10 protein-coding genes are annotated in these 11640 nt (G+C 71.5%); 3 read left to right on the top strand and 7 right to left on the bottom strand.

Features of this window, described 5'->3' with window-relative positions:
- Positions 1-566: 566 nt before the first annotated feature.
- Positions 567-2357 (bottom strand): acetolactate synthase 3 large subunit, encoded by a 1791-nt coding sequence (locus tag AC2D8W_RS20395; RefSeq protein ID WP_484673077.1) that lies wholly within the window; start codon positions 2355-2357, stop codon positions 567-569.
- 168 nt (positions 2358-2525) lie between these two features.
- A complete protein-coding gene (gene miaA / locus AC2D8W_RS20390) occupies positions 2526-3455 on the bottom strand; it encodes a tRNA (adenosine(37)-N6)-dimethylallyltransferase MiaA (protein ID WP_484673076.1) in 930 nt (309 codons plus the stop codon).
- Here miaA and serB point away from each other — a divergent pair.
- On the top strand, positions 3454-4344 hold the full coding sequence (gene serB, locus AC2D8W_RS20385) for a phosphoserine phosphatase SerB (RefSeq protein ID WP_484673075.1): 891 nt from the start codon (positions 3454-3456) through the stop codon (positions 4342-4344). The genes miaA and serB overlap by 2 nt on opposite strands.
- Before the next feature lie 55 nt (positions 4345-4399).
- Entirely contained in the window at positions 4400-5059 is a 660-nt protein-coding gene (locus tag AC2D8W_RS20380; RefSeq protein WP_484673074.1) for an HAD family hydrolase, read from the top strand.
- Between the two features lie 25 nt (positions 5060-5084).
- Here AC2D8W_RS20380 and AC2D8W_RS20375 read toward each other — a convergent pair whose 3' ends face one another.
- From AC2D8W_RS20375 to hflK, 3 genes are all read right to left on the bottom strand, one after another.
- Positions 5085-5363, bottom strand: a complete 279-nt coding sequence (locus AC2D8W_RS20375; RefSeq protein ID WP_293485529.1) for a UrcA family protein — start codon at positions 5361-5363, stop codon at positions 5085-5087.
- A gap of 101 nt (positions 5364-5464) precedes the next feature.
- Positions 5465-6376, bottom strand: a complete 912-nt coding sequence (gene hflC / locus AC2D8W_RS20370; RefSeq protein ID WP_293485531.1) for a protease modulator HflC — start codon at positions 6374-6376, stop codon at positions 5465-5467.
- Positions 6373-7536 carry an FtsH protease activity modulator HflK gene (gene hflK, locus AC2D8W_RS20365; RefSeq protein WP_293485533.1) on the bottom strand — a complete coding sequence of 388 codons (1164 nt, stop codon included), beginning with the start codon at positions 7534-7536 and terminating at the stop codon, positions 6373-6375. The genes hflC and hflK overlap by 4 nt, the downstream gene beginning before the upstream one ends.
- Before the next feature lie 128 nt (positions 7537-7664).
- On the opposite strand from hflK, the gene AC2D8W_RS20360 reads away from it, so the two are divergent.
- Positions 7665-8810, top strand: coding sequence for an Mrp/NBP35 family ATP-binding protein (locus AC2D8W_RS20360; RefSeq protein ID WP_484673073.1), 1146 nt, complete (start codon positions 7665-7667; stop codon positions 8808-8810).
- A 4-nt stretch (positions 8811-8814) separates the two neighbouring features.
- Here AC2D8W_RS20360 and AC2D8W_RS20355 read toward each other — a convergent pair whose 3' ends face one another.
- Positions 8815-10242, bottom strand: coding sequence for an MFS transporter (locus AC2D8W_RS20355; protein WP_484673072.1), 1428 nt, complete (start codon positions 10240-10242; stop codon positions 8815-8817).
- Between the two features lie 10 nt (positions 10243-10252).
- Positions 10253-11626 carry an MFS transporter gene (locus AC2D8W_RS20350; RefSeq protein WP_484673071.1) on the bottom strand — a complete coding sequence of 458 codons (1374 nt, stop codon included), beginning with the start codon at positions 11624-11626 and terminating at the stop codon, positions 10253-10255.
- Positions 11627-11640: the final 14 nt, after the last annotated feature.

Raw genomic sequence — 11640 nt, 5'->3', positions numbered from 1 at the left:
GACCCAGTCCCTGCGCCCGTAAAGCTGCACCATGACCTGTGAGACGGCCCACTGTTGGAGACGTCTTCCAGGAGCCGCGTTGGAGGCTGTGCGGCTGGGTCCCGGGTCTTCGCGCTCTGGCGAGCGCTGCGCCCGGGATGACGGAGGTTGGGGCGCAGGCGTCGATGTCCGCAACGGGTCGAACGCGGCCTCTGGGCGCTCCGCCGGGAGCAGACCGTCAGCAACGGTGGATTGCGGGCGCCTTACCTCCCCCGCGAAGCGGCGGGAGGGGGACCGCCCGCCGAAGCCGGCGCGAGCCGGCTGGAGAGCGGGGGGTGGAGGGGGCGAGCGGCGCCCGCTGAGCGAGATACAGCCTGAACGGTCGCCCCTGCCAGTGGCTCGCCCCCTCCACCCCTCGCTCTTCGGCTGCGCCTCGGCGAGCGGTCCCCCTCCCGCCGTCGCTACCGCGACGGGGGAGGCAAGGCGGTCATCGCTCACGCGGCGACAAGCGGACCTCAGCGGGCGCTATGAGTACACGCTCTAGCTGGCGAATTCGCCGCGCCATTCGGCTGCACGGCTGAGCCCCCCTAGACCAGCCGCTTGCCCGCGTCGTCGATGATCGAGCCCAGGTCGCGGGCCTCCTCGGCCATGATCATCTCGTTGTGCGCCTTGCCGGACGGGATCATCGGGAAGCAGTTCTCTTCCTTCGTGACCCGGCAGTCGAACAGCACCGGCTTCCGCACCGAGATCATCTCGGCGATCGCGTCGTCCAGCTCGTCCGGATGCTCGGCCCGGATGCCCACGCCGCCGTAGGCTTCCGCCAGCTTCACGAAGTCGGGCAGGGAGGACGAGTACGAGTGGCTGTAGCGCTCCCCGTGCAGCAGCTGCTGCCACTGGCGCACCATGCCCATCCACTCGTTGTTCAGGATGAAGATCTTGATCGGCAGGTCGTACTGAACCGCCGTCGACATCTCCTGCATGGTCATCAGCACCGAGGCGTCGCCGGCGATGTCGATGACCAGGCTGTCCGGATGCGCCATCTGCACGCCGACGGCCGCTGGCAGGCCGTAGCCCATGGTCCCCAGGCCGCCCGACGTCATCCAGCGGTTCGGCTGGTCGAAGTGGTAGAACTGGGCGGCCCACATCTGGTGCTGGCCGACCTCGGTGGTGATGTAGGTGTCGAGGTCCTTGGTCGCGGCGTAGAGCCGCTCGATCGCGAGCTGCGGCTTGATCAGCTTCGCGTCCGGCCGATAGCGGAACGACTGGCGCGCCCGCCAGGCGTCGATCTCGGCCCACCAGGCCTTGAGCGCCGCCGCGTCCATCGAAAGGCGGCGGCTCTTCCAGGCGGCGACCAGGTCCTCCAGCACGCTGGCGGCGTCGCCCACGATGCCCACGTCGGCGCGCACGTTCTTGCCGATCGAGCTGGCGTCGATGTCGATGTGGATCTTCTTCGAGGTCGGCGCGAAGGCGTCGAGCCGCCCCGTCACCCGGTCGTCGAAGCGCGCGCCGACCGCGACCATGACGTCGCAGTCGTGCATGGCGTTGTTGGCCTCGAAGCTGCCGTGCATGCCCACCATGCCCAGCCACTGCGGCGAGGAGGCCGGGAAGGCGCCCAGCCCCATCAGAGTGGAGGTGACCGGCGCGCCGGTCAGTTCGGCCAGCTCGCGCAGCAGCAGCGAGGCCTTGGGGCCGGCGTTGATGACGCCGCCGCCGGTGTAGAGTATCGGCTTCTTCGCCTTGGCGAGCAGGGCCACGGCCTCGGCGATCCGGCCGGCGTCGCCCTTCACGCGCGGGGCGTAGTTGTGGCTGTGCTTGACCTCGGTCGGGCCCTGGTAGGTCCCCTTGGCGAACTGCACGTCCTTCGGCACGTCGATGACCACGGGGCCCGGCCGGCCCGAGGTGGCGATGTGGAAGGCCTCGTGCAGGATGCGCGGCAGGTCGGCGATGTCCTTCACCAGGTAGTTGTGCTTGGTGCAGGGCCGGGTGATCCCGATCGTGTCGCACTCCTGGAACGCGTCGGTGCCGATCAGGTGGGTCGCGACCTGTCCGGTGATGACGACCATCGGGATGGAGTCCATCAGCGCGTCCACGATCCCGGTGACGGCGTTGGTGGCGCCGGGGCCCGAGGTGACCAGGACGACGCCGGGCTTGCCGGTGGAGCGCGCGTAGCCCTCGGCGGCGTGGGTCGCGCCCTGTTCGTGGCGCACAAGGACGTGCTGCAGGCGCGGCTCGGCGAAGAGGGCGTCGTAGATGGGCAGCACCGCGCCGCCCGGATAGCCGAACAGCACTTCCACGCCCTGGTCGATGAGGGCGCGCACGACCATCTCGGCGCCGGACATGGTGGTGGTTTCGGCTTCGATCGTCTGATGGGCGGTCATGAGGCAGGCCTGGTTCAAGGTAATAAAAAAGGCCCTCGATGGGGCCTGGGCAAGCGACCGGACGGTCCTGACGGCGAGGTCAGTCCGCTACGGTCGCCTTACGAGTACGAGGATGGTGCGCACGAGAATTCCCGCGAAAGTTCGGATTGGGCGTGTCGCATGCCGCGCCTAGGGCGTCAAGGCCGGTTCTAGGGCAAGAAACTGCCTCCACTGTTCCGGCGCCTCGAGCGCATGGATGCGTGGCCAGTCGCCCATCTGCCCGCGCATCCAGGTCATCTGACGCTTGGCGTAGCGGCGGGTCTCCTGCTGGGCCGCGGCGATGGCGGCCTCGAGGCTGGTCTCGCCGGCCAGATGCGCCGCCAGCTCGCGCACGCCCACGGCCTTCATCGCCGGCAGGCGAGGGTCGAGGCCGCGGGCGACAAGCGCGCGCACCTCGTCCAGCGCGCCCGCGGCCGCCATGAGGTGCAGCCGGGCGTCGCAGCGGGCGTAGAGCGCGGCGCGCGGCGGCTCCAGGGCGAGCGCGCGCCAGCGCCCCGGCGCCAGCGCGGGCTCGCCGGCCGCCTGCCAGTCGGTCAGGGACCGGCCGGTGGCGGCGAAGACCTCCCAGGCGCGCACGAGGCGCTGGCGGTCTCCCGGCGCGATGCGCGCCGCCGCCGCGGGGTCGGCCGTGGCCAGGCGGGCGCGGAACCCGGCCTCGCCCAGGGCGGCGTAGTCGGCCTCCGCCGCCCCGCGCACGCCGTCGGGGATGTCGGGCGTCTCGGCCAAGCCCTTCGTGAGCGTCCGGAAGTAGAGCCCCGTCCCGCCGACCACGATCGCGTCGCGCCCACGCGCGGAGATCCCCTCGAGCGTCTCGAGGCAGGCCCGCAGCCAGCGGCCCACGGACCAGCCGTCGGCGGGGTCGACCGTCCCGAAGAGATGGTGCGGCGCCCGCGCGAGGTCGTCGGGCGCCGGTCCGGCCGTCAGGACCTGCAGGCCGGCGTAGAGCTGCATCGAGTCGGCGTTGACGATCTCGCCGCCCACCCGCTCGGCCAGGGTCAGGGCCAGGGCCGACTTGCCGCTTGCGGTGGGCCCGGCGATCAGCCAGATGCGGCCGGTCATGGAACTCGTGCTCACCCTCGTCAGCCCCGACGCCGCCGCCGCGCAGGCCGCCGCCGAACGCGCCCGGCAAGCGCTCGCAGCCGCGGGCGCGGGCGTCAAGGCGCCGAAGCCCCTGGGCCCGGGCGCGTACGACCTTCCCCTGATCGCCGAGGCCGCGGCCGCCGAGGCGGTGGTCGCGACAGAACTGGACGGCCTGCCGGTGGACGCCTGCCTGCAGCCGGCCGCCGGCCGCCGCAAGCGCCTCCTGGTGGCCGACATGGATTCCACCATCATCAACGTCGAGTGCCTCGACGAGCTTGCCGACTTCGCCGGCCTCAAGGCCGAGATCAGCGCCATCACCGAACGCGCCATGCGGGGCGAACTGCAGTTCGAGGGGGCTCTGCGCGAGCGCGTCGGCATGCTGAAGGGCCTTTCGACCCGCGCGCTGCAGCAGGCCTACGACGAGCGCGTGCGCCTCAATCCCGGCGCCCGGACGCTGGTGCGGACCATGGCGTCGCACGGCGCCCGCTGCGCGCTGGTGTCGGGCGGCTTCACCTTCTTCACGAGCCGGGTGGCCGAGGCGGCCGGCTTCCACCTGAACCGGGCCAACACGCTGATCGAGGCCGGCGGCGCGCTGACCGGCGAGGTGGGCGAGCCGATCCTGGGCAAGGAGGCCAAGCTGGCCGCGCTGCAGGACGAGGCGGCGGCCCTGGGCGTCCCGCTGTCGGCCTCGCTGGCCGTGGGCGACGGCGCGAACGACCTGGCGATGATCCAAGCGGCCGGACTGGGCGTCGCCTACCGCGCCAAGCCCATCGTCGCGGCGCAGGCGCACGCCAAGGTGGACCACGCGGACCTCACCGCGCTGCTCTACTTCCAGGGCTATCGGGACGACGAGTTCGCGACCGACTGACCCGGCGGCGGGCAGGGGCGTTCCCTGACGCGGCGGAGTGGGCTATCGCGCGCCCATGGTCCTGCCGCGCCCCGTGAAAGCCGTCGTGTTCGACATGGACGGCCTGCTTGTCGACACCGAGACGGTGGTGTTCCGCGCCATGCAGCGCGCGGCCGGCGGGATCGGCTCGGAAATGCCGTTCGCCACCTTCCAGCGCATGGTCGGCCTGACCCATGCCGCCAGCGACCTGATCCTGCTGGATCATTTCGGGGAGGGCTTCGACCTGGCGGCCTGGTCGGCGACGGTCAGCACGCACTTCCGCGAGGAACTGGCGGCGGGCATCGCCCTGAAGACGGGGGTCTTGGAGATCCTCGACGCCCTGGACGGATTGGGGCTGCCCCGCGCCATCGCCACCTCGTCCAGCCTGCAGGCCGTCGAGATGAGCCTTGGCCCGCACAGCATCGTCGACCGCTTCCACGCGCTGATCACCCGCGACGTCCAGACGCGCAGCAAGCCGCACCCGGAGCCCTTCCTGAAGGCGGCCGACGCGCTGGGGGTCGATCCGGCCGACTGCCTCGCGCTCGAGGACAGCCACAACGGCGTCCGCGCGGCCTCCGCGGCGGGCATGATGACGGTCATGGTTCCCGACATGCTGGATCCGACCGAGGAGATGGAGACCCTGTGCGTGCGCATCGCCCGCGACCTGCACGAAGTGCGGGACTGGCTCGCCGGGTAGCGCTCGGTCCGGGGCCGCGCGGCCGTCAGGCGTGGGGGGTCAGGCGGGCTCGGGCGGCGGCGACGGCGTCGCGGCGGCACTTGTAGGCGCGTCCCTCCGCGCCCGGGAACAGCGGCGAGCGGATGTGGGCGCAGAGTTCGCGGCTCGCGGCGGCGAGGCGGCGCGTCATGGCCCGCTCGCCGGACTTGCTGGCCACGTCCAGGTCGGCCAGCGGCACCGGCTGCATCAGGTAGCTGCGCGGCTGCGCCACGGCGGGCGCCGCGGCCACGACCAGCGCCGTCGCCATCCACGCGAGCCTTGGCATCGTGACCCTCCGGCAGTTTACGCCTGTAAGGCGCATTCGTTGCGCGCCGGGAATATCACGTCAAGCCATTCCAAGGCCACGCTTGGCGGGCGAATTAGCCGCTAGCGACGCGTCGCCGCCCCGCCGGTCGGACCCCGCTCGAAGTAGCGGAAGAACGCGCTGTCGGGCGAGAGCACCAGGGTGGTCTGGCCGTCTGCGAAGCTGCGCTCGTAGGCCTGCATCGAGCGGAAGAACGCCGCGAACGACGGGTCGCGCCCGAAGCTCTGGGCGAAGATGCGGGTCCGCAGGGCGTCGCCCTCGCCCATGATCTGGCCCTGCTGCTCGCGCGCGGTGGCCAGCGTGATCGCGACCTCCTTGTCGGCCTCGGCGATGATCTCTCGCTTGCGCTGCTCGCCCTGGGCGCGGAGCTGGGCGGCCTCCTGCTGGCGGGACGTCGACATGCGCCGGAACACGAAGTCGCGGTTCTGGCTCGGCAGGTCGGCGCGCTTGATGCGCACGTCGATCACCTGGATGCCCAGGCGCGACGCCTGGGCCCGGCGCGCCATGTCGGCCCGCGCCTGCTGCATGAGCTGCGCGCGGCGGCCGGAGATGATGTCGGTCGAGGTGGCCGAGCCCAGCACCTGGCGCAGCGACGAGTTGAGCAGCCGCTCGATGCGGTCGCGGGCCGTCTGCTCGTCGCGCAGGGTGCGATAGAACTGTTCCGGGTCCGAGATGCGGTAGCGCAGGAAGGCGTCCACCACGAGGCGCTGCTGGCCGGCGGTGATGATCTCCTCCTGGTCGGCCTCGATGGCGATATTGCGACGGTCGAGCCGGATGGCGTCGTCGATCAGCGGCACCTTCATGTGAAGGCCCGCCTGGTCGCGGCCCGGCGGATTGATCACGCCCACGGGATCGCCCAGCCGGACCAGGATCACCTGCTGGCGCTGGTCGACGACGAAGAAGGCGTTGGTGATCAGGAAGAGCGCCGCCAGCCCCAGAAGGACGTAGGCGATCTGGCGCGTCGAAAGGGTCATTGGCCGCTCCTCCCGGTCGTGGCCGCGGCGGGCGCGGGCGGTTGCGGCTGCGGCGCCGGGGCGACGGCGGCGTCGCGCGGGCGGAACACGTCCGGAGGCAGGATGATGGGCGCCGTCGCGCCCTTGGCGTCGATGACCACCTTGTTCGACGATTGCAGGATGCGCTGCATGCTCTCGATGTACAGCCGGTCACGGGTGACGCCGGGCGCGCGCCGGTACTCCGTGTAGATCTGGTTGAAGCGGGCGGCCTCGCCCTGCGCCTCGCGCACGGCCTGCTCGCGATAGCCCATGGCGGCCTGGGTGATACGGGCGGCGTCGCCCTTGGCCTCGTTCACGACCCGGTTGCGGTAGGTGTTGGCCTCGTTCACCGCGGAGTCGGCGTCCTGCTCGGCGCTCTGCACGTCGCGGAACGCGGCCACCACCTCGGGGGGCGGGTTGGCGGCCCGGATCTGGACCTCGACGATGCTGATGCCGGCGCCCCAGCCGTCGAGCGCGCGCTGCATGACCTCGGCCGTCTGGCGCTGAACCTGGCCGCGCCCGGTGGAGATGATGGGCTGCAGCTCGGTGCGGCCCACGACCTCGCGCATGGCGCTCTCGGCCACGGCCTTCACGGCGGCCTCCGGATCGCGGGTGGCGAAGAGGTAGCGGGCCGGGTCGGCGATGCGCCAGGTGACGCTGAAGTCCACGTCCACGATCTGTTCGTCGCCGGTCAGCATGAGGCTCTCGGCGGCGGCTTCGCCACCGGCCGACGCGGCGCCGCCGACGTCGGTGCGCTTGAGGCTGGTGACCGGCACCTTCTCCACCCGCTCGATGGGGAATGGCAGGTGGTAGCGCGGACCGGGACTCTCGATGCGCGAGTAGGAGCCGAAGGTGAGCACCACCGCCTGCTCGTTCGGCTGCACCAGGTAGAAGCCCGAGGCCACCCAGACGGCGACGATGCCGCCGCCGATGAGGGACAGCAGCCGGCGATTCGGCGGACCGCCGTCGCCCCCGAACATGCCGCGCAGGCGCTCGTTCAGCTGCTCGAAGCCGCGGTTGAAATCAGGCCCGCCCGGCCGGCGCGGCCCGCCGCCCTGGGGGCGGCGGGGGCCGTCCCTGCGGTCATCGTTGTTGTTCGGGGAACCCCATGGCCCCGGGTTGGCGTTGTCGTTCCAGGGCATCAGCCGGCGCGCGTGCTCAAAGCGGGTCTCAACTCTCCGACGGCAGTTCCGCCCCCTGCGGGCTTGTAAACCGACGCTGTCAGCCGGATATGGGGCCCCCACCCACTCGATAGCAAGACCAGGGCGGCATGAGCGAACCTCCGGGCCCCGATCGGACGGCCATCCTGCAGGCCCTCGACGGGGTGATCGATCCGAAGTCCGGCAAGGGCCTGACCAGCGCGGGCCTGGTGCGCGGCCTCGTCCTGCGCGGCGGGCGGGCGGCGTTCATGCTCGAGGTCGCGCCCGCCGACATCGACCTCTACCGGCCCGTCCGCGACAAGGCCGAGGGCGTGCTGGCCGAGACCGACGGCGTCGAGCTCGCCCAGGTGGTCCTGACGACCGAGCTTCAGGCTCCCTCGACGCCGCAGCTGCGCGTGTCGCCGCGCCGGGCGCCCGCGGCCGGCTCGGAGGCCCCACGACCCCGGGCCCGCGTAGCCGAAGATCCCCAGGCGCAGCTCCACCCGATGGTCGATGCGGTGAAGCCGCCGCACGTGAACCGGGTGATCGCCGTAGCGTCCGGGAAGGGCGGGGTCGGCAAGTCCACGGTCTCGGTCAACCTGGCCGCCGCCCTGGCGCGCCTGGGCAAGCGCGTGGGGCTGCTGGACGCCGACATCTACGGCCCCTCGGCGCCGACCATGCTGGGAATCGACGGCGATCCCACCTTCGACGAGGAGAAGCGCCTGAACCCGATGGAGGCCCACGGCATCAAGGTGATGTCCATCGGCTTCATCGTCGAGCCCGGCACGGCCAACATCTGGCGCGGGCCGATGGCCTCGTCGGCGCTCCGGACGCTGCTGAACTCCAACTGGGGCAGCGAGGCCGAACCGCTGGACGTGCTGGTGATCGACCTGCCGCCGGGAACCGGCGACATCCAGCTCACCCTCGTCCAGAAGCTCAAGATCGACGGCGTGGTCATCGTCTCCACGCCGCAGGAGATCGCGCTGATCGACGCGCGGCGGGCGGCGGCGATGTTCGACCGGACCGGCGCGCCGATCCTGGGCGTGGTGGAGAACATGGCCTACTTCGCCGACTCCTCGGGGGCGAAGGTGCCGATCTTCGGCTCCGGCGGCGCCAAGGCCGAGGCCGAGCGGCTGGGCGTGCCGCTGCTGGCGGAAATCCCCATCGAGGTTGCGTTGCGCGAGGCGTGCGACCTGGGTCGGCCGCTGGTGGCCCACACCACCGAAAGCCCTGCGGCGCAGGCTTTCCTGGCCCTGGCCGGGAAGGTCGGCGGCTGAGCCGTCAGTCCCTGCGCGGCGGGGGGCGTTCTTCGCCGGTGAGGCTCTCGACGCCCGCGGCCGCCAGCATCGCCGCCTCGCGCGCATCGAGCTGCCGTCGCGTCTCGGCCGCCCGGGCGGGCGTGAGGCCGTAGCCGAGCAGGCTGAGGGCGCCCAGCGACACGAAGACGATCGGCCCGCCGACGAACACGAGCATGAGCGACGTGATCGCCTCGGGCGTGTTGCCGGCGCCCACCTTCGGGTCGTAGCCGGTCTGGCCCAGCACCCAGAACGTCAGCGCGATCCCGATCCCGGCGGCGATCTTGTTGGTCAAGGTGGTGAGAGCATAGAGCAGGCCGCCGCGCTCCTTGCCCTGGCGAAGCCGCATCTCGTCGGCCACGTCGGCGGTCATGGCGCGCGTCAGCACGTTGAAGCTGGCCGCGAAGAAGCCGGTGAAGAAGAGCGTGGGCGCCGAGGCCAGCAGGACGCCCTTCGGCAACAGCGGCAGGGTGACAAGCAGCAGCGAATAGGCGGCGGCCGCGGCGATCACCGCGCGGTGCTTGCCGATCCGGGTGGCGAGCCAGGCCAGGCTCGGCGCGCCGGCGATCCCGGCGATGAAGTAGATCAGCAGCAGGATGTTCGCCTGGCCCGACGTGAAGCCCATGTAGTCGCGCGAGTAGAAGAGGTAGAGCGCGGCCATCCACCCCGGCCCCAGGCCCAGCGCCAGGTCGGCGACGATCACCCGGAACATGTTGCGGTCGAAGACCAGCTCGACGTAGTCGCGCAGGCGGAAGCGGACGCCCGGCGCATCGCGCATCACCCGCTCGGGCGTGCGCCAGACCACGAGCAGGACCGCGATGGGCGCGAGCGCGATCAGGTACCAGATCATCGCCCGGATGGCTTCGGCGTCGGTGTAGCCCAGCTGCTCCATCACGATGGGGAACAGCAGCACGCTGACCGCGCCGGCCACCCCCACCGCGGTCATCACCCCGAACAGGCGCGCGCGGTCGTCGTAGGTGGCGGCGAGGGTCGAGGCCCAGGCCGAGTGCGACAGGAGCAGGATCGACGAGCCGAGGTACATGACGAGCAGGAAGGCCACGAGGCCGCCCGTGCCGACCGAGCTGTCGGCCTGCAGCAGCAGGAACAGGCCGGCCATCAGGAACGGCGCGCCCAGCAGGGTCCAGACGCGGTACCGGCCCCAGGGCGTGGTGGTGCGGTCCATCGCGAGGCCGAGGGCCGGCTCGATGGGCACGTCGATGGCGCGGGCCAGCGCGAAGGCCGCGCCCACCACCGCCAGCTCGACGCCGAGGCTGGCCGCGAAGTAGGCCGGAAGATGGACCGAGACGGCGATCCCCAGCGCGCTCAGCGGCAGGCTGGTGGCGGCGAACGCGAGGGACAGGCCGAGCGAGAGCCGCTGGGGCGAAGAACCGGCCTGGGCCATGGGGCGCGCCATGCGGTCCGGACTAGGACGGGCGACTGCCGGCGGGGCCGAGGTCGACGCCGGTCAGCGCCTCGGCGGCTGCGGCCGGATCGGTGACGCTGGCGTCGCGGAGCTCCAGCTGGCGGCGGATCTCGGCGTGCCGCTCGGCCGAGAGCTTGTAGCCGATGAAGCAGGCCCCGGCGGCCATCACGAACACGATGGGGCCGACGATGTAGGCCAGCTCGAGCCCCCGGATCGCCTCGGGCGTGTTGGAGACGCCGACACCGACCTTGTAGCCGACCAGGGCGAGCACGTTGAACGTGAGGAAGATGGCCGCCGCCGAGGCCAGCTTCGAGGTGGCGGTGATGCCGGCGTACATCAGCCCCATCCACTCGCGCCCGCTGTCGAGCCGCAGCTCGTCGGCGATGTCGGCGCAGATCGCCCGGATCATCACGGTGAAGCCGGCGGCCATGGCGCCCACGGCGAACATCAGCGGAGCGAAGATCGCGAAGTTGCCCCGCGGCAAGAACGGCAGGGCCATCAGGCCCAGGGAATAGGCGGTGGTGGCCAGCAGGAACGCCACGTGCTTGCTCAGCCGGTTGGCCAGCCAGGCCGCGAACGGCGCGCCGACGAAGCCGGCCGCCACGTAGATCAGCAGCAGGAGGTTGGCGGCGGCGGTGTCGAAGCCGCGGCTGTCTTTGAAGTAGAAGAGGTAGAGCGCGGCCATCCAGCCGGGGCCGAGGGTGACGAGGAGGTCGGCGGCCAGGAGCCGGACCACGTTGCCGCGCGTGAGCAGCTGGGCGTAGTCCTTGAGCGTGAAGTGACCGGGATGGTCCTGGGCGATCCGCTCGGGCGAGGTCAGCACCACGAGCAGGCAGGTCACGGCGGCGCTGCCGATGATGAACCAGATCATGGCGCGCACGCCCTCGGCGTCGCTGTAGCCCTGCTGGCTCATGAAGATGGGGATCAGCAGCACGGCCATGGATCCCACGACGCCGAGGGCCGTGAAGGCGCCGAAGACGCGCGAGCGCTCCTTGTAGGTCGACGCCAGGCGGCCGGCCCAGGCGAGGTGCGACAGGAACACCCCCGAATAGCCGAGGTACATGATCAGGAGCCAGACGCCGAGGTAGAGCGCGCCGACGCCCGGGTTCGACGACAGCAGCATGTAGAAGCCCAGCATCAGGACGGGTGCGCCTGCCGCCATCCAGACCCGGTAGCGGCCGAAGCGCGTGCGGGTCCGGTCCATGGCCAGGCCCATGGCGGTGTCGATCGGGATGTCGATGAAGCGGACCAGGGCGAAGACGGTGCCGACCACCGCGAGCGACAGTCCCAGCTCGGAGGCGAAGTACCGGGGCAGGTGCACCGTGGCGGCCAGGACCAGGGCCCCGATCGGAATCGACGCGCTGGCGAACACCATCACTCGCGCGAAAG

Source organism: Phenylobacterium sp. T106, from assembly GCF_057219735.1.
The sequence above is the reverse complement of the archived record's forward strand: the minus strand, read 5'-3'. Positions and strand labels throughout refer to the sequence as shown.